The organism is Lacticaseibacillus rhamnosus, from assembly GCF_900636965.1.
Lineage (GTDB): Bacteria > Bacillota > Bacilli > Lactobacillales > Lactobacillaceae > Lacticaseibacillus > Lacticaseibacillus rhamnosus.
This window is the reverse complement of the sequence record NZ_LR134331.1, coordinates 174959-198260: the sequence shown is the minus strand read 5'-3', so window position 1 is coordinate 198260 and position 23302 is coordinate 174959. Positions and strand designations below refer to the sequence as shown.

The window sequence follows — 23302 nt, the reverse complement described above, 5'->3', positions numbered from 1 at the left end:
TGCAAAAAAGCGCTAGAGACAAGTCATAAAACTCATCTCTAGCGCTTTTTTGGAGGAGCGTCTTGGTAATGTTCAATTTTTATACTGGCAACCGCTTGTGATTCAGGTTTAGCTCAGTGCCATCACATCACGCACAATCATAAGTTCTTCATTTGTCGGTACCAGCAGCGTTTTCACGGTTGAATCTGCCGTGCTTAGATCTGCTTCAACGCCATGTGACTTGTAATTCAGATCATTGTCGATTTTGGCGCTGAGGTAATCAAGCGACCGCATAATCTTATCACGGATCTCGTCACCGTTTTCGCCAATGCCAGCGGTGAAGACCAGCACGTCGACGCCATCCATTAAAGCAGCGTAAGAGCCAACGTATTTCACAACGCGGTTCACAAAAATATCCAGTGCCAGCTTAGCGCGTGTATTGGTGTCCTCGGCGGCTTCCAAGTCACGCATATCATTGCTGAGTCCGGAGATACCTAGCAGACCGGAATCGTTGTTGAGAATATGAATCATTTGGCCAACATCCGGTATCGCCAACTTCTTCATGAGATAGCCTACCAATGACGGATCAATGTCACCTGATCGCGTGCCCATGGTGACACCTGCTAATGGCGTAAAGCCCATGGACGTATCAATTGACTGTCCGCCTTGAACCGCGGTGATGCTAGAGCCAGACCCTAAGTGCATGACAATCATGCGTAGATCTTCTAGCGGCTTGCCCAACATTTCAGCAGCACGAGCGCTCACATAACGGACACTTGTTCCATGCGCACCATACTTCCGCGCACCATATTGCTCATAATATTCGTATGGAATGCTATATAAAAAGTTCTCCGGTTGCATTGTTTGGTGGAAAGCCGTGTCAAAAACTGCCACTTCATTCGCCCAAGGCATCATTTTCCGAAAAACCGAAATATAGTCCGCTTCAACGGGATTATGCAACGGTGCATAGTCGCGCAGGTTCTGAATCTGCAGCAACGTCTCATCATCAACAACAACCGATTCGGCAAAAATTTCGCCGCCAGCAACCACTCGATGGCCGACCCCGATAATCTCGTGCAAATGCTCCACTAACCCTAGCGCCTTAATATTACCCATCAAGCTGGCAACTGCTTCTTGATAGTTGGCAATTGGGGTATCGCTCTCGTACTTCTGACCGTCGCCATATTTAATTTTAACCTTCGATTGCGGCTGGCCCAATCGATCAACCAACCCCTCAGCCAACTGCACTTCAGCCGGCATATCAAAAAGCTTCCACTTCAGGGTCGAACTACCTGCATTGACTGCGAGAATCTTTGCCATTATTTTATTCCTCCTAATTTTAAACAAGTGAGCGTGAGCCGGCGCGCTTAGGGATCGGAGTGTAAGCGGCCTTGGGCGTGATGGCCGCTCTTTGGCCATTGCGACCAAGGTCCTTACACGCAGATCCCTGCGCCGGCGAACGCGTTATGATGAGCGTGAGCCGGCGCGCTTAGAAACCCTCGCCGCCGAATAACGCATGATGATTCAACTCTGCATCAGCACATTGAACTGTTACAAGCTGACGATAGTGTTAACGCCCACTAGCAGCGTCCCACTCACGACTTTTTCTTAGGCTGTGGCGATTCAGGGGCTGGGTGTTGTGCATGCCACGCTTTAATTTGTTCAAGCCGCTCTTTAACCTTAGCTTCACTGCCTTGGTCGGTGGGATGATAGTACGTTTTGCCGATGAGATTATCCGGCATGGTTTGCATAGTTGTCAGTTTATCTTTTGTGTTGTGAGCATATTGGTAATCTTTTCCATAACCTAAATCCTGCATCAAATCCGTTACCCCATTACGTATTTGAAGCGGAACCGGTTCAGCCAAGGTTTCAGTTGCGTCCTTTTTAGCAGCACCATATGCCGTGTAAAGCGCATTCGACTTTGGTGCAAGTGAGAGGTAAGTAACCGCATGCGTCAGATGGACGGTGCACTCGGGCATGCCGATAAACTGGCACGCTTGATAAACCGTGACCGCAATCTCTAACGCCCGCGAATCCGCCATTCCGACATCCTCACTGGCAAACCGAACGAGCCGCCGCGCGATGTATAAGGGATCTTCACCAGCTTCTAACATTCGCGCCAGCCAATAAATAGCTGCATCCACATCCGAGTTGCGCATTGATTTGTGTAATGCTGATATCAGATTATAGTGCTCTTCGCCATTCTTGTCATACAATAAGGCTTTCTTAGTCAACAACTGAGCAACATCAGCTTGCGTTACTGAAACCACGTCATGCTTCGTCTCAGCATTGGTGACCGCCATTTCCAGCGTATTCAACGCAATGCGGGCATCGCCATTGGCAAAATCAGCAATCTGTGCTAATAACTTCTTGCTAATTTTGACTTGCTGCAGCCCATAACCACGAGGATCCTTAAGCGCCCGCTGCAATAAATCAACCAGCTCGGCACTCGTCAAGCCGTGTAGCACAAAAACCCGAGTACGTGAAAGTAGCGCGGCATTCACCTCAAACGATGGATTCTCGGTAGTGGCACCGATTAAAATAATGCTGCCCCGCTCAACATACGGCAAAAACGCATCCTGCTGAGCTTTATTAAACCGGTGAATCTCATCCACAAACACAATCGTCTTTTGACCCAATTCACGATTTTGTTCAGCTTCTTTCATCACCTGCTTGATTTCTTTAATCCCGCTGGTGACGGCAGAAAATGTGACAAACTGTGCCTGCGTTCGCCGGGCAATAATTCGCGCCAATGTGGTTTTACCAACCCCAGGCGGACCCCAGAAAATCATGGAACTAATCTCATCATGTTCGATGAGGTTACTCAACACCTTGTTTTTTCCTAACAAGTGCGTTTGGCCGACAAACTCATCAAGCGTTTGCGGCCGCATGCGACTTGCTAACGGCTGAAAGTTACCATTTTGAAACAGACTTTGATCCATATGCTCACCTCCGATCAACGTCCAGCCTCAATTTTAAGCGTTTTCAGGCCGCGACGCAATCATTCCATTGTTCTATTATTGTGTTAACATAATGATAAGTAAATTCATAAACTCGCGATGTTGTCCAAACAACCTCTCCGGGCATTATAACGCGCTCAAACATCACGTGTTCATTGGCGCATAAACCTGTGTGGAAAGACTTGAGATGTAATGCCCAAGTCGATCCATGCGCTTCGGATCCCCACACATGAACGCGCCCACCGGCTCACGCTTAGCTTAGGAGGAGAATACCATGGCTCAACCTTCATCTTTGGAAGGATTTCCAAAAGGCGAATTTGCGGCATTTTCAACGGCAAAAATGACCCATTTCTTACCGTATTCACAGGGCACCACTACAAAAGACCTAAAAGGCTTCTTCGGCGACAATTTTCAATACCTTACCAAAACGCCTATTGGCCGCCTAAAAATCGAAATTCCCAATACCGAACCACTCATCGTTCAATACGGCGAAATCATTGCGCGCTTTTCGAATGGCAAGTTTAAAGTTATCGACAGCACGTACTTCCACAAAAACTTTAATGATCCACTGGTTGATGAAGACGAAAAGGGTATTTATTGATTCACCCTGCAATTAAAAGCGCAAATTAAAAAGTGCAATCCTCCGCTGCGGAAGGTTGCACTTTTTGCGTGGTACAGATTACTTTATGCTTCGTCATTTTGAACTTTAGGTGGTAAAGCAAGGATGACGATTTGCGCAATAAGAAGAATGAGTGTTACCAGGTTTAATGGGACATTTGGGGCACTTGTTTGAACTGCCGAAACGATATTCGAGGCAATGGTAAAAGCAACAAACCACCAAGGACTGACGCCTGCATCCCTAAAACGCCGCCAAATAACCGTTAAAACAGGCAAAGCAAGCATTGACCAGCCATAGACGATTGCCAGGATAATTGCCACCAAAATCACGGCCCCAATACCCAATGAATTAAAGGTATTGATGATATTTTGCGGTTGCAGCTTACCTAATGCGGCGCTACCAAGAAGGGCGGCAGTGATCGAAAAGATGAGGAAAAAGAACGCCGGTACAATAATCAATGCTGAAAACAGGACGCTCCACCAGTACTGACTGCGGCTCGATTTTCCGGTGAAGTCACCACCACGAAGAAACAGATCCTTGACCGCCGCCCCAAAAGTTACGCCAATTGTGCTGCCCATATGCGGGTGAACTGGAAAAGGCTTCACAGTCTGCTCACGACTAGGGAACAGCAGAATGATGAGGTCTACGAGGGCCACAACAAGCGGCAAAATGATCATTGGCAACAAGCCCATACCGCTGACGGTCAACAGTGGCCCGACCAATGCAACTAACACCAGCACAAGGTACCACCACGGGTTGACCTTAGCATCACGAAACCGCCGAAGCGTTAAACTCAGTTGTGGATAGCTTAGATACATCGGCACCATAAATAATAATGTGACCACTGATTTGATGATGCTTTCGCCAAAAGAATGCGTGGTTGTCGTCAAGATAGAGCCTGTAAGTGCTGATACAAAGCCAATGACGATACCTAGTAAGAACTGTGCCAGAAATACCCACCAATACTGTGAGCGTGAACTAACGCCTTTAAAATCACCGGCACGAAAGAAAAAGTCTTTAATTGCCGGCCAAAAACCTGTTTCCTTTTCCATGGTGTCTCGCCTCCGTTTTTGAATAGGGCGAGTATACCATTACATTTATTAATATCAAAATGTTTTGAGTTAAATAAAAAGAAGCGCCTTTGAATAACCGTTGTTATCCAAAGGGGCTTAATCCAGTGTGGCTAGTCCATTTACACTATTTTCACAACTAATTCTTCGTTGCAAAAAAACAACGAAAAATTTCTAGCGTTTTTGGAATTCTTCTTGTGCCTGCTCGCGTAATCGCAGTAATTCATTAATTAAATTTTCCCAATCCTCAGGCCGCGGCGGAGAAAGCCATATCACTTTTGGAATATCGTAATCATGATAAGCATTCACCAAGTCGGTAATAATCAGTTGTGTTTCCGGTTCAACTTGCTGGGTCATCTGAATGTTCAAAGTTGAAAATGATTGAATATCCCGCGTAATAATCGCGTTATAGTCGTGACCGGATGTAAAGTCAACGCAAATCGACAATGGTGCTAATACCTTGCTCAACGGAACATTAGCGGCGAGTGCCAACAAACAGTGGTAAAACAAAAACTGTGCCTGTGAGCTTTCCAAGTGCAAGGCCTGGTTTAAAACAAAATGCTGACAATACTCAAAAAATCCCGGGTAAGTTTTAAAGAAGTAGCTAATGTCGATATGATCATCGAAAAACTCGCTGCGAAACGGTAACACTAAGACATCTACAAAACATTTATTGACGGCATACGCAATCTTCAGCTTAGCAACTGCAGATAACGTCACTTTAAACTTGGCTTCAAATCCGTGGATAAAAGCTTGCCCGCGCTGCTTAATTGTCTCAGGAAAAACGATTTCCTCGGAATTAATAATGCCAAGAATCGCCAAAAATGTCCCTAAATAGTCACATTCGCTGTTAATCGCCTGATCGCTGGCGTCAAAATGAGCCTGATAGATCGCAATCGCTTTGTTTCTGGTTGCCAAAGTACCTTGACGAATATTGGCCACCAAATCAGCCACTTCTTGGGAACTCGCAATTGTATAGCCCTGTTGACAGCGGAGCAAACTAATTAGCACATAAGCCTTGGTTTCAATCAGTTGGCTCATTGACGGCTTGGCATCGGTTGTTTTCATGAGGCCCAGCAATTCGGCTAAGGCCTGCCGAACCTCATGATTAAACTTATCTTCAGTGACATGTGTGACCACCATGATTTTGGCCAATAGCAGCCGGATCGCGAGTTCATTGCCCGTCAGCTCGCCTTGGCTCGTCAAAGTAATCTGCCACTTTTTCAATGTCTCCCGCAGCGCAATATAGCGTTTATACATAAACGTGTAACTCACATAGTTCGCCTCGGCAAAGTCCGCTAAGTTAAACGTGGCTTGTTGGGTCATCAGCGTCAGCAGGATATTGACTTTTGGTGACAGTTTCAGATAGTGCGCCAAAAAGACCGAAGTATTGGTATTATGGTGCTCATGCAAGATCGTTGATGCATCCGTTACTTCAAGACTAAAACGATCATCCAGTTGAAAAGTAGCAATATCGTCCACGATTTCTTTTGTCCATCGCTTAAACATATAGTAGGAAATTTGTAGCTTATCCTGTAACTCGCTGTTTCTTACCTGACGATTCGGATATTGATCAAGATAATTGAGTAACTGAAGCTTCTTTTGGTCGTTTTTTTCCATCAGTTCAACTAATTTCACAAGATCCACCTTACTTTTTAGCACGTTCTATCCTCGATTGAGCCAACAATGTTTTTCCGGCAAGCCGATACGCTAAATTGGCTAAGTTCAAACGCCGCCAACGATAACTCACCCGGCTTTGGGAACTCACGGCAAAAATCCGCCCACTTTTGCCATCAGCATCAAACATCGCTGATAACCAAAGGCGCGAATTTTCAGATATCATCGTTTCTTCTGGATCAATATCGTTCACGAATTCTCAGAGTCCTTTATTTGTGTCCATGATGCCGCCAGTTTTCTAAACTTGCAAACACCTTGCTCAGACAATTTTGATTAAGAAGCTTGTTTCTTAGCCTGACGCCGCAGTAGCAAAATCAGTAGCAGGATGATCAGTGCCATGAGGACGATCACGGCACCAATTAGAATGTACGTCCACTGCGGATGGCTTGGCTTGATCGTCACATCCCGCTGATTTAACGTTGAAGCCGCTTTTTCGGTAATAGTAAATTGTTTGGTCATGGTCCAGTGATCCCGGTAATGTTGCTTACCTTCTGCCGTTGTGCGTAAGATCTTTCCGTTTGGCTGCCGATTACCATAGACTTCGAGTTTAGCCACATACGTTCCCGGCTTTAACGCTTTCCCCGCCAACGCAATTGGAAAATCAAAGTTCGTATCTGGCGCAATCTGCAGACCCTCTTTGGCAACTTGGTAAAGTGCCTGGTTAGAACCTTTAGCAAAGATCTTTGCATCCACGGCTACTTGCTGAATGAAGGTTGCCGTATCATTTTCCATCGAAGTTAAAATGACATTGCGTGCATTAACCTGACTTGGCTTAACCGCATTCAATTTAACGTGAGCTGGAACAGCGGCTAAGTTTTGGCGCATCAGGAGCCCGATGACATAGGAAAAGCGATTTTTGATCGCAACCTTTTTCCCTGATGTTTGGCTACCTTGATCACTCAAGCCATGTTCTTTAAGGGTGATTCCCCCAGCCATGACGCCATTAAAACTTTTATCCGGCATCTTAACAGCTAAATCCAAAACGGTACTGCCCTTAGCTGGAATAACGGTTTGCTTGGGCGCTTTAACATAATCCTTCATGTTGAATTGCAAACTCTTTGCCGGCTTAATCGTGTTGGGTGTATATTCCACCACGCCATTGAGATTCGTGGTGGCACTGGCAAGCTCGACATCGAGTGTCACTGGCTTTTCGGTTTCATTACGCAACTGAACATGTAACGTTTGCTGAGCGCCAGGATTCATTTTGATGTCAAAATAGCTAACATCAGGATTCACTTGATTGTCCGGTAACTCGGCTTTAGCAGCAAAGTTTAATTCCGAAGCAAAAACTTGAGTGGCAGGCATGATCAACATCACAATAAGCGTTATGAAGCAGAAAAGTTTTTTCTTCACAAAGTATCTCCTTTTGATTAAGTTCCCCCAACGATGCGGCCTAGTGCCGTCATCGTATCCTTCTCCAATGAGTTTGAATGTTTCAAGTCCGTTAGCAAACCGTTGATGCTAGCCAAAAATCATCAGTGTCGTTCCAGCTTTTTAAGGTTTGGTGGTACCCGTTGTACTTGGCGTGCTTGTAGTGCTTGGGGTACTTGTGGTATTCGCTGGTGTTGATTCCAATGACCAGGTTAAAGCAGTCGTGTAGGCTTTAGCCATTTTCGGGGTCTTGCCTGGCACTGACAACGCAATTGACTTGGCCATCTCCTTATCATCGCCGAACCGGTAGATCCAGGTGCCCATCCCTTGATCAGCAGCCGCTTCAACCGGAGCAATTTGTGCCTGGCCCGGAATGAGATCAAATGACTTCTGGAACTTCGGTGCATATTGTGCATCGGTGCTTGAAACCAAGTTACCATTTGTGAAGCTCAGTTGGGCGCCGGTCAATTCCTTGGTCGGATCGTCTTTAACCGCGAATTGATTTTCCTGCTTCACTTTTAATGTCCAACCTTCAAATGTGCCGCGCTTGTCGGTCACCTGGATAAAGTTCGGGCGGTCAACGGTTGTGCCATCGTCTTGTGTGAAAGTTTGCGGTTTTGCGTAATACGTTGCATCTTCATGACTGATTTCAGCTTCTCCAAAAATGAGACTTGAAGCAAAGTCGATCGACAACGGGCCCCCGGTGCCACCCGGAACTTTGCCACCAGGCTGAGTAGGATCGGTCGGCTTGCCTGGGTTCTTATCAGCGGGATCTAATGGGTTTTTCGGGTCAGTTTGGCTTTGATCCAACTTAAACTTAACCTGGCCATTTGAAGTCACATCACTAGCAGAAACCAGTGTCGGTGTTACTCCAGCCAAACCCAACATACCTAATCCAAGCATCGATGCCATCACGTAAAACTTTTTCATGTTTATTCTTCCTCTTTCTTGTTTGTGTTAGATTGTTTTGTCAACAAAATCAGTAGCATCAGCAACACCAGTAGTAGCCCGATTAAACTCACAAGCAGTGGGGTCATCATTCCCAATGCCGGTAGCTGGTCTTCTTTGGTCGGTGGTGGTACGTTCACCTGTTGCTTTGGCTTGATCTGTTCTGGTGACGGTTGATTAACCGGCTGTTCAACTTCAAAGAAGCTAATTTCACCGGATGTTTGTGTCTCGACTGCTAGCGCTTGCGATGGTGGACAAGTAAAACCGATTAGCAAAACTACCAGCAGTAGCCACTTTTTCATCACTTGGAACCACCCTCTTAATTGGTCGGCACATCTTGAACTGACCATTCAAACTCACCTGTAAAAGTTCCCAACTTTTGCTTCTCGACTGGCAACACTAACTTGAGCCCACGAGCCTGCTCGTCAGTGGCCTGATTCCACTGACTGCTTAACGACTGCGGTGACGTCATGTCTACCTCCTCTGCCAAAACAGCTTGATCGGAGAGTTGTTGTTCCGTGCCTGAGCGGTTGATGTAGCTTAGACAACTGGTCACATCGAGATTGCCATTTTTAAACGGCTTTATAACTTTGACATAGACTTTGACTGACTTAGCTGCCGCCGTTCGAGTGTCTTCAATAATGAATTCACCATCAACTTTGGGCCTTAGGATCTGGGTCTCCGGCTTGATCAGACGGGGTCCAAAATCAAAATCCGGTACTTGTTTCAAAAACAGCTGACCGGGTTTTTTAGCTGGTGTGACGACTGGCGGATTCTTAGGGCTTTCGGTGGTGCCTTTAGTTGCATTACGAACCACCTTAAAGCGTGAGGCCGCCTGAATCTGGTGTTCCTGCCCTCTCGTCAAAGCGGTCGGGCTGCGTTTGATCCGGGTTGGCGTAAATGCCCACGATGATGTATCAGCTTGATCCGTGACCCATTGATCATCGGCATAAATGCCATATCCTTTTGTCTCACTGGTAAAAGATGCAAATGTTAACGTCGGTTTCGACGCCGACAACCCGGTTGGACTGGTTTTCCCATGACTTCCCGAGGTCATCAGCAATTCGTCAGCGTTGTCGAGTCGAATCGTCCCACTGCCATTTTTATAGAAATCGCCGTGAGTGTTTTTCAATTCGGCTTTGGCACCCGGCCCTAAATTCAGGCTGGAATTCTTGTTAAAGTTGTTTGCTCCAACTGTTTCGGCTAGAAAACGGCCATTTTTTTGGACATCAATGGTTAAATCGTGGTCATGGTACATTAGCACGCCATCTTTTTTGTCTGTGAGCTTAACGTCTAAGACCGCGCCTTCCCCAACTGTTATGCGATTCTTGTGCAACGCCCCGCCATCTGAATAAACCAGTGCATTGGCGCTAACCACTTTGAGTCGCGCCCGATTTTTCAGGGTTAGGTTCAGCGGGCCGGTTGATGGCCAGAAAGTACCGATCAGCTCTGTGTTTTCCATATTAATCGTGGTATCCGAATCTTCTTCAAAAAGAAAGTTAGTCGCTTCAGCAAATTCCTGAACTAAAACCGATCCAGCAATTTTAGTGGTATGAAATGAATTTTTCCCTCTGAAGACGATTTGGTTGCTTGCGTTACGAATGTGGAACGGCTGGGCCCCGCGATCAGAATAGTAATCAACATTTTCAACAATAATCTTGCTGTTCTTAATGAGGTTCTCCGCTGGTGCAATGCCGTAATAATTGTTGGCAGAGTTCTTGACGCGCGGATCACCGATTTTCAGATTCTTGAACGTGATACTGATATTACTGGCGGCAAAGTACAAACCGACATGCCAGTTTTCGCCACCGTTGTACATATAAGTGTATTTGTGATCACCATCAATCACGAGTGAATGCTTGACCGGAATCGCCGCGCGACCGATGTTAATGTCAGCAGTCAAGCGGATATAGGTTTCACCTCGCCGTACCGCTTCGGCCAATGCTTTGGCGGTTTGGACCAAGCACGGTTGCGGTTGGCTGCTTGAATTCGATGAAGCGGCCCGTTTGGATCGTTTCAGCGTGGTTGATTCTGCCGGCGTTGTGGTACTGGTTTGTTGCGGTTTCTCGCCGACCACTGCTGGCACCGATGCCTGCGTTGCCGCTGATTCACTTGCAGCCGATGCCGCGCTCGGTGTTTGTAAACTTTCGTGACTAGCTACCGATGACGAGCTGGTTGCAACTGACGGCTGACCAGATGTTGTCGGTTGACTCGCCAGCGCCGATTCAACTTGTTGCCCCACGTTTAACCCAACCGGTTGTAACAGCATTAACCCCGACATGAGCCAAAAAAAAGCTGTTTCAAATTACTCACCCCCTTTGCGATGTTATTGATTATATAAGCTAAAACTATATGTTGTCATTTTCAGTTTTTATTTGCCTGCTAAAAAAATAAAAAAATCCTTTTTAAGACGGTAAACAAACCGCGTCCATACAGGCCAAGAAAGCCCGCTATTATTTGAAAATCTCCAAGTTTTCGCTACCACATCTTGATAACATACGTCTGCTCAAGTGTTTTTTAATTAAGATCGGGACTTGACTTTAGCCTTTTGGTCCGTACCAAATTGCGAATGGTTTTCAAATCAGTGTATTGGCGGTTTTTATGTTAAGCTAACTCCAGCAAGTGTTCTCAGTCCCAAACGCCTAAGCAGGAAACGATGAGTACCATGACCTAGATGCGTCACGATACTGGAAGTTGCAACTCACACGCCTGCTTTAAATTGGGCTGACGCATACTTAACATCATGTTTACGGAGGCTCCTATCATGCAAAGCTTTGAAAAATACCATCCGATTATGTCCGTCCATTACACCATGGATTGGCTGACAACCTTTAAGATCAAAGACATTTTCCAGTTGCGCGCCGATCGCCAAGTTGCTGCCGAATCCGGACGCGAATTTGATCAAAAAATTACAGACACTGCCCGCTACATTAACCGTTCGATGCGGCTGGTAATGAGCAACAACGCCTTACTTTATGGCATCATGGATCGCGCCAGCCACGAATTCCTCGGCAGTTTCTGTATCTGGAATTTCAGCCAAAAGAAAACCGTGGCGCAAGTACGCTTTGAGACCCTTGCCAGCCATCAAGGCGAAGGCATTATGAGTGAAGTGATCAAACGGATGCTGGGCTTTGCCTTTTTTGAGCTTGGGTTGAAGCGGGTTTATGTCATCTTGCCTGCGACCAATGAACGCGGCGCCAAGTTATTGACCACCAACTTCTTTACCAAAGTCGGCGATTATCATCATGACCGGACCTTACCAGACGGCAGCAAAGTTCCACTGGTTCGCTATGAATTGACCGCCGAAGATGTTGCGGATAAGGAAGACTTCCATTTTTAGACCGGCCGACTTATAGGTGACCCCTACTCATACCCAAACAAAATAGGCCCTGAGAAAACACAGCTTAACCGTGTTATCTCAGGAGCCTATTTTTAAATGCGATTAAAATACGTCATGGTTTCGGTGTTACCGGACCCGCTAACTGACAGCGTGGTAGCCAAGTAACTTTGATTAAGCCACTTGCACCGGGAATCGATTGAACATCATGATCAGATAACCAGCCAAAGCAGGAATCGCGATTGCCGTGCCAATGAACCGGCTAAAACCGCGCGATGCTCCTAGCAAACGAAGGCCCTCAACAATTGCATCCATAAGGAAAAAGGCCCCGGCAATTGCCGCAAACAAAGCGCCGGTCATGACCCCAAAATTGAACATCACGATGCTCGCCGCGATGGCCACAACCGCAATCAAAACTTCAAGTTGCATTAACCGTTTATACTCATCCGGATTATCCTGAAAATTGAACATCGTCATGCGCTCCTTTTTGCCATCCACTTGTATGATTGAAATGAGCATATCACGCGATCGCCCAGCAACTTGGCCGAAAACGGGCATTTTGATAAGACCTTAATGATTTTAACCAAAACGCAAAGCTTGTTTTTCAAGGTGAGCCATGTTATCTTTTACTTACTAAATGTAAGCAAAAGAGGGATACGAAATGGCTAATCAACTCACCGGTCTTCATCATCTAACCGCAATTACATCAAGCTCACCACGGATTTTTCGGTTCATGAGTGGTATTTTAGGCTTGCACCTGATTAAAAAAACCGTCAATCAAGACGATGTTCGTACCTATCACCTTTATTTCACCGATGACATGGGAACTGCGGGAACGGATATTACTTTCTTTGATTTTCCCGGCATTCAAAAAGCACAACACGGCAACAACGAAATCGCCCGCACTAGTTTTCGGGTTCCTTCTGATGCTGCATTAACGTATTGGATCAAACGATTTGATGATCACCGCGTGCGCCATGATGCGATTGACGAACTATTTGGCGCCAAGATTCTCCGTTTTCATGATTTTGATGGCCAGCAATATCAGCTGATCAGTGACGAACACAATGAAGGCGTGCCAGCGGGAACCCCTTGGCGACATTCGACGGTTGACCCACAATTTGCAATCGGCGGTCTTGGTCCTGAGTACATCACGACTGATCACTATGATGAGTTAATCAGCGTCATGACCGATCTGCTCGGCTTTAAACAAATCGCCAAGGACGGTCAATACACCTTGCTTGAACTGAACAACGGCGGCCACGGTGCGCAAGTCATCATCGATTATCAGCGGTTGATACCCGCAGCTTATCAAGGCTTTGGTGGCGTCCACCACCTTGCCTTCCGCACTGACGACCGTGATAGCCTGCAATACTGGATTGAGAAAATCGGGAATGCTGGTTTGAATTCTTCTGGCTTTGTGGATCGCTTCTACTTTGCTTCAGAGTACTTCCGGCCAATTCCCGACATCCTTTTTGAAATCGCCACGGATGGTCCTGGCTTCCTGCTTGACGAGACTTACGAAGAAGCCGGCGTGCATTTGGAACTGCCACCATTCTTGGAAGACCAGCGTGAAGCAATCGAGCGGCAATTGGTTCCGTTTAATACAGAACCGCAGACAGCAGAAAAGGCAAAATAACGTGAAACTGCTGTTGTTGGTGCTGCTGCTGCCATTTCATTGACCAGACCTGTTCAATCGAACGGGTCTGTTTTTTTACGGTTTGATATACCCATACCCATCTGCTTCAGCCTGAGCAATCTTAACGACCCCGACTGGAACCACTTTGACCGTTGCTGGCAACTGCTTTTCATCTAAGTGGCGCTGCTGTAATGAGTTGTGGCAGGCGAAGAATTTAACCTGTGGATGGGCGGCGATGAATTCAGTCACTTGCGGATCGAAATAAACGGTGATCCCATCGCCATTCACCAGTACTTCGATGTCAGCGTCGGGTTCAGCGCCTAGATAATTGTTGAGATTTGAAGCCAAATGCGCCCAGCGTTGGGTTGTGTCCAAATGAAAAATTGTTTTTAATGCCATTGTCTATCACCTCAGCATGAGGATACTACAAGTCACCCAACTAAAAAAGAAGCTGAAGCAGCCCGCCCTACTTATTCACTTAGTAAGTAACGGTGGCTGTTTCAGCTTCTTTTAAAAGTCTATCTAAGCTTCGAATTAAAGTGATGCCAAGATGACAAAGTTCAAGATGAAGCCAATTGTCACAATGGCCAACACCGGATGGATTTCCTTCACCTTGCCAGTGATCAGCTTGATCAGGCAGTAGAAGATGAAGCCCGCGGCGATCCCATATGAGATGTTGTAAACAAAGCCCATCACAATTGATGCCATGAAGGCCGGGATCGCTTGTGACAAGTCATCCCATTCAATTTCCTTAAAGGTACTCATCATCATGATACCGACTAAGATCAAAGCTGGTGCCAGTGCTTGGGTCGGCACAATAGCGATGAATGGCGCAAAGACAGAACTGAGCAGGAACATGCCGGCAACGACAACGGAAGTCAAACCGGTTCGGCCACCAGCACCGATCCCAGCGGCACTTTCAACATAAGTGGTGACGTTACTGGTACCGAAGATAGAACCAACCCCAGTCGCGATGGAATCAGCAAACAACGCCCGATCCATTTTGGATGAGAAACCTGATCCTTGTTCCAGCGCCTGTTCGTCAGCGTCCGAGAAAATACCCGTGCGCCGGCCGGTTCCGATAAAGGTACCCAACGTGTCAAAAATATCCGAGAAACTAAAGGCAAAAATCGTCATAATTGAAAGCACGATTTTATCCGGATTGGCGAACAATGACCCCATCCCTTTAGCAGAAAAAGCAGCGCCAAAAGTTGTCTGTAGTGAGGCAAATGTGCTTCCAAACGAGTTGGCGGCACTGAGATGTAAATCTGTCACGCCCATCGGAATCCCGATAATCGTGGTTAATAGGATCCCGATCAAAATAGCACCAGGCACCTTTTTAACGTTCAAGATCACCATGATGACCAAACCAATCAAGGCTAACACGGCACCGGCTTGGGTGAAGTTAACCAGCGCCGGAACAATGCCGCCGTTTGAAACCACGGATTCAATCCCGTGCTTGAGGGTCAATGCACCTTCCTTAAGCGGCTGGCCGTTGATGGTATTAATGCTAGATGCTTCGGATGTGAACTGTAAAAAGCCAGCGTTCTTGATCCCGATATAAGCAACGAAAACACCGATCCCGCCGCCAATCGCGTGTTGAATGGCTTCCGGAATCGCAACGATAATCAATTTCCGAATCTTGGTGACCGTAATCAAAATGTTAATGACACCACAGATGAACACCAGTGCCAACGCTTCTTGCCAGCTAAAACCAAGCGCGAAGACAACTGTGTAAGTGAAGAAAGCATTGAGGCCCATGCCCGGTGCCAAAGCATACGGCACGTTAGCAAACAACCCCATAACCAAAGTACCGACCGCACTGGCAATGATCGTTGCTAAGAACACCGCCTGAGCCGGCATGCCGGTTTGTGACAAAACTTGCGGGTTAACGAATAAAATATATGACATTGCAAAAAAAGTTGTAAGCCCCGCCATGACTTCTGTCATCGGCGTGGTCTTATTCTGCTTTAAATGAAAAAAGTTTTCCATGACACGCTCCCCTAACTTGAATATGAAAAGTTTACCGAAGAATGTCGCAACTTGCAATAGAAAATACGTTTATTTTTCAAACAGTCGTGTTTAATGTTCGTGTTTTGCTAATTTTCACTGGCTATCGCACGTCTTTTCGGAAAGCGGTATAGTGGGACTAGTACTTTTGATTTCAGAAAAAGGGGGTATTTTTATGTGGCTGTGGTTACATCTGATTTCATGGGCCGTCTTGGCAGTTGCTGCCGGCATTGCGCTTTTTAGTCGTACTCGTCAATTTGTCATGTGGACGATGATTGCGCGAGTTTGTTACCTCGTCTCCATCATCAGCGGCGTGGTCTTAATGCGGTTTTCTTTCAACCGCAATCCCATGTTAACGGTCATCAAGATTCTGATTGCCATTGGCTTGATCGGTTTGCTCGAAATGGCGTTTGCCGACAAAAAGCAGCAGCATCTGAGTAAAATCATCATCTGGAGTGCCATTGCAGCGTTCGTGCTCGTCACGGTTGTCGGCTTTGCACTAGCACAATTTCGACCGTTTATTTAATGTCGCTCTGAGCTAATAGATCCCAAGAAAGGATTTTCCCGATGTCACGTATCAGTTTCCTGCTTGTTGGCTTGCTCAGTCTGCTGCATCTCACCATCATGGCTTTAGAAATGTTCGGCAAACCAACGAGTCAGGCGCAAAATCTGGCATTACCGCTTGACTTTGTTAAACAACCGCATGCACAAATGCTGTTGAAGAATCAGGGCATTTACAATGGTGCGCTGGCTGTTATCATGCCACTAAGTCTTTTGCTGTTAAATGGCCCGAATCAACTGATCACGCTTCGTTTACTAACCGGCTTTGTGGCCATTGTCGGCTTATACGGCGGTGCAACGATGAGTAAGAAAATTTACTTTGTTCAGGCTATTCCCGGCGCTTTTACTTGCTTGACGCTCTTCTTTCCCGAATAATGATACTTACCGACGCCACTCACCATTGACAACGGAGGTATGCTGATGGTTCTGATTTCTTTGCTCCTTGATTTGATTGCATTTGGTGGTTATTTTCTCGTGACCGCCAACCCAAACCCACCGATCTTCTTACTGCTTTCGATTGTGGAGAGTGTCATCGTTGTTCTTTTAATCGGTTTCACTTTCGCTTATCGTGGTCAACGACACTCCCGCTTTTTTGATGCGTCAACCGGAACGCGGCCATACACGGTCCGCTTCACGATCATCGTAGTATCCATGCTGGTCAACGCTGCGGCATTATTCATTTATGTCATGGCGCTGCTGGGTAATTCGATTTTTTAAAGTAAACATCAAAACGAGACGCCTCGTCAATTTGAGCGCGTCTCGTTTTTAATTTTCAGGGTTAGATAAAAAACTAGTGCATCTTCTTAAGCATAAAGAATTTAGTTTTTCGGAAATCATAAAATATTTTTGAAAACGCAAATAATTTTCCAGAACTAAGATACGAATCATCACGAACCACTAAACTCGGGCTGCCATCTGCTAGGTTAAAAAACTGCGCCGGTGTGCCGGTTATCATTTCACATTCAATGACAGAATCAATGAAACCTACTTTTAGTCCAGGTTTTTGATCAATAAAAGCAAATAACGAACCTTTTAGTGCGCTATCTGGAATTTCGCCTACCATTGATTTCAAGTAATAAGAATGTTCCACTAAAAAAGGTTCATCGTCCAATGTTCGCTGGCGAATAACTGAAATGAGTTCAGTATCTTGCGCCAACTTCTGGCTCTCAGGTACAAAAGCTGCCTTTGATAATGGCACAATTTGTTGACTAATGCCGGTTGTCTTAACAATTTTGCCTTGCCTTGCCATTTCTGCCGTCAGTCCAACATTGTTTTGAAGTGAAATTGCGCCTTCCACATGATGCGGGCGCGCAAAAGTACCACTGCCATGAGCTTGATAGATATAACCCAGGTTGGCAAGATTCTTCAATGCTTGCCGTAACGTATACCGCGTAACCTGATACTGTTTCATCAACTCCGGCTCAGTTGGAAGTTGTCCATCTGCGCCTTGGATCATGCCTTGTTGAATATCTTTCAGCAGCTGATTCACAAGTTCCTTTGTGCTGTAACTGCTTTCCCGTTGTGACAACTTTTCCAGTCCTCTATATTCGTCACTCACACTCGTTCGTAAAGTCTTAGCCTGAATTATAACCCCATTTCAATAGATGAACTAGTCAATCCATTTAGTAGCATGTCATATTAAAAGACAATCACCTCAAAGTAGCAATAAAAAAGCCGCAAGAGTAAAAAATTCTCTTGGGCTTCTTTTTAGCTTAAACGTGGATCAGTATCACTGTTTATCTAGACAAGTTCAGGTGAGATCCTCACCATTGCTTTGGATGACCTTATGGAACCAGTCAAAAGAATCCTTCTTACTTCTGGCAAGTGTTCCTTTTCCCTGATCGTCTTTATCAACGTAAATGACGCCATATCGTTTCTCCATCTGGCCGGTTCCGGCTGATACAAGGTCAATAATCCCCCAAGGTGTATACCCCATAAGCTTGACCCCATCAACTTCAACAGCCAACTTCATCTGTTCAATATGCTGGCGTAAATAGTCAATGCGATAGTCATCATGGATACTGCCGTTTTCTTCAACTTTATCAAACGCGCCCAGGCCATTTTCCACGATGAATAACGGTACATCATAGCGATCACTGAACCAGTTAAGCGCATAACGAAGGCCAACCGGATCAATTTCCCAGCCCCAATCTGAGCGGTGTAATGTCGTATTTTTAATCTCCTGATTGGATCCCAATGTTATGAAATCAGTTGGTTCATCATCAGCAGCTTTAACAACATGAGATGCATAATACGAAAAACCAATGTAATCAACCTTACCAGCCAGTAGGACATCGCGATCCTCCAATGTAATATCCAAATTAAATTGGCGTCGGGCAAAATAGTGTTCTAAAAAGGCCGGATAGTGTCCTTTCACCTGAACATCCGCAAGATAATAATTTGTCTGCATCATTCGTTCAGCTTTAAAAACATCGTTGGGATTAGGAGTCGCGGGATAAACCGGCCCCATTGCAACCATGCAGCCAATCTTAAAGTCGGGGTTAATCATGTGCCCGATTTGGACAGCTAGTGCGCTGGCTACTGCCTCATAATGAGCCGCTTGAAACATAGCTTGCTCTTTGTTTTCGTCTGGCTGAATGATCAATCCTGAATTTGTAAATAACGACCATTCATTAAGCATCCCAACTTGATTATTGATTTCATTAAAGGTCATCCAATATTTAACTTTATCTTTATAGCGATCAAAGACAACCTTAGCGAATTTAACAAAAAAGCCGATAAGTTTACGATTGCGCCAGCCACCATAAGCCTGAACCAAATGATAAGGCATTTCAAAATGCGACAACGTAATCACAGGCTCAATATGATGGGCAAGCAAATCATCAAATAAGTCATCATAAAACTGCAAGCCTTTCTCATTTGGTTGTTCTTCATCGCCTTTAGGAAAAATCCGGCTCCAGGCAATACTCGTCCGGAAACACTTAAGCCCCAGTTCCGAGAAAAGCTCGACATCATCTTTATAGTGGTGATAAAAATCAATGGCATCGTGGTTCGGATAGTTTTCACCCGGTTGAACGCCATCTGTAATTCGACGTTTGGTTTGATTATCTCCAGCGGTCATAACATCGGCAATACTGATTCCTTTTCCATCAGCTGACCATCCGCCCTCAAATTGATGAGCAGCAACAGCGCCGCCCCATAAAAAATCTTTAGGAAATGCTGACAACTTTTTTCCTCCTTTTAAATCATCTAAATCACCGTTAACAAAACCTTAGGCAGCCGCTTCTTGTGCGCCTTTGGTTTGCTCATCTTGATACAGCTTGCCATCGTAAAACTTAATAAATGGGAACCAGATCAAGAAGGCAACGAATGCGCAAACAAAGGCTAGAACGATTGCCCGCCAGTCTCCCGCCGTGCCAATAAAACCAGACAAACCAAGTGGTGTTGGCCACGCGGGCTGTGCAATCATCGGTTTCACCATGTGTAAGTCAATGGCAAAATATGCAATGGTCATCGAAGCCATTGGTGCTAAGAAGAATGGGATGGCAGTGTATGGGTTGTAAACAATCGGCATCCCGAATAAAATCGGTTCATTAATATTAAAGAAAGCAGGTACGATAGAAGCTTTACCCAGAGCACCAAGCTGAGCAGATTTTGCAAAGAATGCAATGAAGATAACCATGCCTAATGTGGCACCGGAACCACCAATTGTGACAAAACAGTTATTGAATTCACCAGCAAATGGAATATTGGCGCCCTTTTGATTCAGTTGCATGTTGGAAAGTACAATCGGCGTTAAGAAGGAGGTCACAATCGTTGCCCCGTGAATGCCGACAATCCATAAAGCATGCATGATAAAGTACACAACAAGTAATCCTAGCCACGTGCTCGTCAGATTAGTCACAAAGCCAAATGGGATCGCCACAATTTTGTAAATGTCGGTATTGAAGATCATCAAGATACCGTTGATTACAATGACAGTTAGTGCAATTGCTGCAGTTGGAATCAATGCCGTAAATGATCGAGAAACTCCTGCTGGTACGGTGTCTGGCATCTTGACAACAATATTCTTTTTAACAAACCATGCGTATAGTTTTACCGCAATAATGGACATAATGATGGCTGTAAAGATACCAGTAGTTCCTAGACGTGTGACGCCACCGGCAATGGCATATCCGTCAACAATCTTGCTGTCCTTAGTTATCTCGGTGATTAAAGTTGCCGTCCCACCCTTGAAGACCAATTCCGGAACGCACATGAAGAATGCCATCATCGAAAGCAGAGCGCCATTAAGCGGATTCACATCAATCTTCTCTTCCTGTGCTTGAATCCGCGTATACTCATAGCCAAATACTAAACAAAAGTAAAGGGACAAGATTCCCATCGTTGCGCCGTTTGCTAACATGTAGAGGTTTGAAATCTTGTCAAATGAGTTCTTCCACAGCCCTGTCAATATTGGAAAACTCTGTGGTAACACATTAATAATCAAGAACATAGAACCGACAATCGTAAACGGAATGGATGCCATCCCTGCTGCCATCACGCCACGCACAATTCTAAACGAGGCCAGCTTCCCCATTGGCCCCATCAGGTGAGCGTTCATAAACTTAAATAGTTTGTTATTACTCGAATCCATAATTTAATCTCCTCGTTTCAACTTATTGAAGACTTTGGGCAAATTGACGTATTCGCTTTAAATAGCGATCACGATTTGTTTCGATTAAATGAACCCGAGCCAAAATATAAAAACAAATACCCAGACCAATTAATAAAACTGTGGTGATCAGCGAAATTCCTTTTTGCCCGAAAAACGGGAAAATGCTTGCCCCATGACCGGTCACAATGACAACCAGTGCCAAAAAGTTACTCAGAAGTTGTCCTGCATATCCGACTTTAGTTACCGGTAGCTTATTATCCCGGCGCCAGTATTTACTAACTTGTTCAACTGCAACCGCTGCGGTCGTGAGGATCAAAGTGAAAGGCCACCACTTTGCAAGTCCTACAGCACTAAAGCTCAAAAAGAACCAGTATAAATTAGCAAAAAAGAAAGCCGCGGTCGTATATCGAATCAATAGATAGCGATTAAAAAACATACTGGTTAGACTCAGCTCTTGGCGGCCTTTGTCATACTTCGACTCGCTCGGTTTTGGCACGACTTTCACACTCCCTTAATTAATTCGACTCCTGTGAAATCTTCCGGTAAAGATCAACGACTTCGCCTGCCAAATCGCGAAAAGTGATGGCATTCATCACATGGTCTTGCCCGTGTACCATTAGTAACGAAACGGGTTGATGATGGCCTTGTGCCTCATCTGTCAACATCCCGGTTTGTGCATTGTGCGCATCGGCCAAGAATTTGTCTGCTTCTTTTAGTTTGGTGTCCGCTGTCTTAAAGTCACCAACTTTTGCGGCTTTAATTGCCTCAAATGCCGATCCCTTTACATTACCGCCAGCCATGATCAGTTGCATCACCATCAACTGTTGTTTTTCGTCCATGAGAGCCTCCTACTTTTTGTCGATTAAATCGAGCGCCGCTTTAAGGACTTTATCACCCTTCATCAACCCGTAATCCTGCATGTTAATAACTTCGACCGGAATACTCAGGTCCTTCTTGAACTCGCCCTCTAAATACCGCACTTGTGGACCGAGCATTAACACATCCGGATTTTCGGAATCTAATTTGTCGTGGGCATCAGCTGTTGACGTTGCGAAAATTTTTGCGTCAACACCTTCTTTGGCAGCCGCATCCTCCATCTTTTTAACTAACATACTGGTTGACATACCAGCAGCACAAACAAGCATGATTGTCTTCTTAGCCATAAAAAATTACCTCACTTTGCATTTCGAATAAAGGGTTACATTCCAACTGTAGACGCGCGTCAGATTAAATATTCATTCGAACGACTATTCATTCGAACGACTTTATATTAGCAGATTATCCAGATGTTGTAAACGGTTTCTTTGTAAATTGATTTTCCCCTCTTAGCGCCACGCTAAGATCCTACGTAAATTTAGGACAAGTTAGTCATAGAATGAATTTTTGCACATAAAAAAAGCGCCCCGAAAAACAGAGCGCCTGCTACTTATTTTTGCAGATTAAATTATTTCGCCGGTGCTGTCACTTCAGTATTCGTCTCTCCCTTTGTCAAAAAGTCGACTAAATTCTGCAGTGAGAAGTAAACCATGTTGTGCACGGCGGTTTCTGTGTAGTACGCAATATGCGGGCTGAGAACAACATTTGGCATCGCGAGCAGTTCATCCCATAACGGATCCTTGAAGCTACCGTGTTTGGCGAGGTTCAACAGATCTTCGGTTTCGTATTCGTACGTATCGATTCCGACGCCGGCCAGTTTACCGGACTTCAGGTTGCTGAGCATCGCCTGGGTATCAATCAGGTTCGGCCGCGCGGTGTTAATTACGATCGCGCCTGGCTTCATAAGATCAAACGCGGCCTCGTTGATAATGTGGGTATTTTGTTTAATGCCCGGAACGTGAAGATCAATGATGTCACTTTGTTTGAATAGTTCTTCCAAGCTGACATATTCAAAGTCCGGATGATCGCCTTTCATCGGATATGGATCGTAAGCAATCACTTTGGCACCAAAACCTTTGAAGAGCTTGATGGCAACGCGGCCAATGTGTCCGGTCCCCATCACGCCGACTGTTTGCTGACCAAGTTCTTTGCCGATGAAGGTGCTGGCTTTTTCGTAGTCGCCTGCATGTAGCTGTGCTTGAACCTTTCCCATGTTGCGAAGTAGATATAACGTATCGGTTAGCGCAAATTCAGCAATGGCAGCCGGTGAATACGCCGGAACATTACTTAAGCGAATGCCGTATTTTTTCATCGCCGTCATATCGATATTGTCGGTTCCGACATTGCGGATGGTGAGAAACTTGATGCCATATTCGTGCATTTTTTCAAACACACCAGCTGCGTATGGCGTCGTTTGTAGTGAGTTAATGCCGTCAAATCCCTTTGCCCATTCAACGGTATGCTCATCAAGAAATTCCGTATGATATTCCAGCGTGTTGCCGGTTTCCTTAGCCCACTGTTTGAAATATTGGATCTCATCCACGCGTGCACCATATGCAATAATCTTCATATTCTCAATATCTCCTTGATTTCGATTTGTCCATTCATCAGTATACAAGATTATGCTCGTAAAATAG

25 protein-coding genes are annotated in these 23302 nt (G+C 45.4%); 6 read left to right on the top strand and 19 right to left on the bottom strand.

Annotation, left to right across the window (positions count from 1 at the left end; genetic code table 11):
• Positions 1–108: 108 nt before the first annotated feature.
• Complete coding sequence (locus EL173_RS00945) at positions 109–1299, bottom strand: acetate kinase (RefSeq protein ID WP_005690136.1); 1191 nt, start codon at positions 1297–1299, stop codon at positions 109–111.
• Positions 1300–1574: 275 nt separating this feature from the next.
• Entirely contained in the window at positions 1575–2921 is a 1347-nt protein-coding gene (locus tag EL173_RS00940) for a replication-associated recombination protein A (protein ID WP_005690138.1), read from the bottom strand.
• Positions 2922–3213: 292 nt separating this feature from the next.
• Here EL173_RS00940 and EL173_RS00935 point away from each other — a divergent pair, with 292 nt between their 5' ends.
• Positions 3214–3540 (top strand): hypothetical protein, encoded by a 327-nt coding sequence (locus tag EL173_RS00935; protein WP_005690140.1) that lies wholly within the window; start codon positions 3214–3216, stop codon positions 3538–3540.
• 83 nt (positions 3541–3623) lie between these two features.
• Here the strand turns inward: EL173_RS00935 and EL173_RS00930 are convergent, their stop codons facing one another.
• The 7 genes from EL173_RS00930 to EL173_RS00900 all read right to left on the bottom strand — a co-directional run bounded on the left by EL173_RS00930 (position 3624) and on the right by EL173_RS00900 (position 10905).
• Positions 3624–4610, bottom strand: coding sequence for a DUF805 domain-containing protein (locus tag EL173_RS00930; RefSeq protein ID WP_005690141.1), 987 nt, complete (start codon positions 4608–4610; stop codon positions 3624–3626).
• A 192-nt stretch (positions 4611–4802) separates the two neighbouring features.
• Entirely contained in the window at positions 4803–6266 is a 1464-nt protein-coding gene (locus EL173_RS00925) for a helix-turn-helix domain-containing protein (RefSeq protein WP_014571044.1), read from the bottom strand.
• A 10-nt stretch (positions 6267–6276) separates the two neighbouring features.
• Positions 6277–6498 (bottom strand): hypothetical protein, encoded by a 222-nt coding sequence (locus EL173_RS00920; protein WP_005690144.1) that lies wholly within the window; start codon positions 6496–6498, stop codon positions 6277–6279.
• A gap of 80 nt (positions 6499–6578) precedes the next feature.
• A complete protein-coding gene (locus EL173_RS00915; protein WP_014571043.1) occupies positions 6579–7658 on the bottom strand; it encodes a WxLIP family cell surface protein in 1080 nt (359 codons plus the stop codon).
• A gap of 141 nt (positions 7659–7799) precedes the next feature.
• Positions 7800–8606, bottom strand: coding sequence for a WxL domain-containing protein (locus EL173_RS00910; protein ID WP_005690146.1), 807 nt, complete (start codon positions 8604–8606; stop codon positions 7800–7802).
• Positions 8607–8608: 2 nt separating this feature from the next.
• The gene (locus EL173_RS00905; protein ID WP_005687442.1) at positions 8609–8926 is read right to left on the bottom strand and encodes a hypothetical protein; all 318 of its coding nucleotides are present in this window, start codon (positions 8924–8926) and stop codon (positions 8609–8611) included.
• Between the two features lie 17 nt (positions 8927–8943).
• Entirely contained in the window at positions 8944–10905 is a 1962-nt protein-coding gene (locus EL173_RS00900) for a hypothetical protein (protein WP_005690147.1), read from the bottom strand.
• A 483-nt stretch (positions 10906–11388) separates the two neighbouring features.
• On the opposite strand from EL173_RS00900, the gene EL173_RS00895 reads away from it, so the two are divergent.
• Positions 11389–11964, top strand: a complete 576-nt coding sequence (locus EL173_RS00895) for a GNAT family N-acetyltransferase (RefSeq protein ID WP_005687438.1) — start codon at positions 11389–11391, stop codon at positions 11962–11964.
• Positions 11965–12135: 171 nt separating this feature from the next.
• On the opposite strand, the gene EL173_RS00890 is transcribed toward EL173_RS00895, so the two are convergent.
• Complete coding sequence (locus tag EL173_RS00890) at positions 12136–12432, bottom strand: hypothetical protein (RefSeq protein WP_014571041.1); 297 nt, start codon at positions 12430–12432, stop codon at positions 12136–12138.
• A gap of 190 nt (positions 12433–12622) precedes the next feature.
• Between EL173_RS00890 and EL173_RS00885 the strand changes: the two genes are divergently transcribed.
• Complete coding sequence (locus EL173_RS00885; protein ID WP_005716316.1) at positions 12623–13600, top strand: ring-cleaving dioxygenase; 978 nt, start codon at positions 12623–12625, stop codon at positions 13598–13600.
• Positions 13601–13675: 75 nt separating this feature from the next.
• On the opposite strand, the gene EL173_RS00880 is transcribed toward EL173_RS00885, so the two are convergent.
• Together EL173_RS00880 and EL173_RS00875 are read right to left on the bottom strand one after the other, a co-directional pair.
• On the bottom strand, positions 13676–13999 hold the full coding sequence (locus EL173_RS00880; RefSeq protein ID WP_005690156.1) for a DsrE family protein: 324 nt from the start codon (positions 13997–13999) through the stop codon (positions 13676–13678).
• A gap of 135 nt (positions 14000–14134) precedes the next feature.
• Positions 14135–15592: an NCS2 family permease gene (locus EL173_RS00875; protein ID WP_005687419.1), complete on the bottom strand. Its 1458-nt coding sequence runs from the start codon at positions 15590–15592 to the stop codon at positions 14135–14137.
• Positions 15593–15785: 193 nt separating this feature from the next.
• On the opposite strand from EL173_RS00875, the gene EL173_RS00870 reads away from it, so the two are divergent.
• The 3 genes from EL173_RS00870 to EL173_RS00860 are packed head-to-tail and all read left to right on the top strand — an operon-like array spanning position 15786 to position 16888.
• Positions 15786–16136: a YisL family protein gene (locus tag EL173_RS00870; RefSeq protein ID WP_014571039.1), complete on the top strand. Its 351-nt coding sequence runs from the start codon at positions 15786–15788 to the stop codon at positions 16134–16136.
• Positions 16137–16177: 41 nt separating this feature from the next.
• A complete protein-coding gene (locus EL173_RS00865) occupies positions 16178–16546 on the top strand; it encodes a DUF1304 domain-containing protein (RefSeq protein ID WP_014571038.1) in 369 nt (122 codons plus the stop codon).
• 45 nt (positions 16547–16591) lie between these two features.
• Complete coding sequence (locus tag EL173_RS00860; protein ID WP_014571037.1) at positions 16592–16888, top strand: hypothetical protein; 297 nt, start codon at positions 16592–16594, stop codon at positions 16886–16888.
• Between the two features lie 73 nt (positions 16889–16961).
• On the opposite strand, the gene EL173_RS00855 is transcribed toward EL173_RS00860, so the two are convergent.
• The 7 genes from EL173_RS00855 to EL173_RS00825 form a co-directional block, all read right to left on the bottom strand.
• Entirely contained in the window at positions 16962–17699 is a 738-nt protein-coding gene (locus EL173_RS00855) for a GntR family transcriptional regulator (protein WP_014571036.1), read from the bottom strand.
• Between the two features lie 222 nt (positions 17700–17921).
• Entirely contained in the window at positions 17922–19358 is a 1437-nt protein-coding gene (locus EL173_RS00850; RefSeq protein WP_005690168.1) for a 6-phospho-beta-glucosidase, read from the bottom strand.
• A gap of 45 nt (positions 19359–19403) precedes the next feature.
• A complete protein-coding gene (gene celB / locus EL173_RS00845; protein WP_014571034.1) occupies positions 19404–20768 on the bottom strand; it encodes a PTS cellobiose transporter subunit IIC in 1365 nt (454 codons plus the stop codon).
• A gap of 22 nt (positions 20769–20790) precedes the next feature.
• Positions 20791–21225, bottom strand: a complete 435-nt coding sequence (locus EL173_RS00840; protein WP_154244013.1) for a PTS cellobiose transporter subunit IIC — start codon at positions 21223–21225, stop codon at positions 20791–20793.
• A gap of 79 nt (positions 21226–21304) precedes the next feature.
• Entirely contained in the window at positions 21305–21628 is a 324-nt protein-coding gene (locus EL173_RS00835) for a PTS lactose/cellobiose transporter subunit IIA (RefSeq protein WP_005690173.1), read from the bottom strand.
• A 9-nt stretch (positions 21629–21637) separates the two neighbouring features.
• A complete protein-coding gene (locus EL173_RS00830) occupies positions 21638–21952 on the bottom strand; it encodes a PTS sugar transporter subunit IIB (protein ID WP_005690175.1) in 315 nt (104 codons plus the stop codon).
• Between the two features lie 281 nt (positions 21953–22233).
• The gene (locus tag EL173_RS00825; protein ID WP_005690176.1) at positions 22234–23235 is read right to left on the bottom strand and encodes a D-2-hydroxyisocaproate dehydrogenase; all 1002 of its coding nucleotides are present in this window, start codon (positions 23233–23235) and stop codon (positions 22234–22236) included.
• Between the last annotated feature and the right edge of the window lie 67 nt (positions 23236–23302).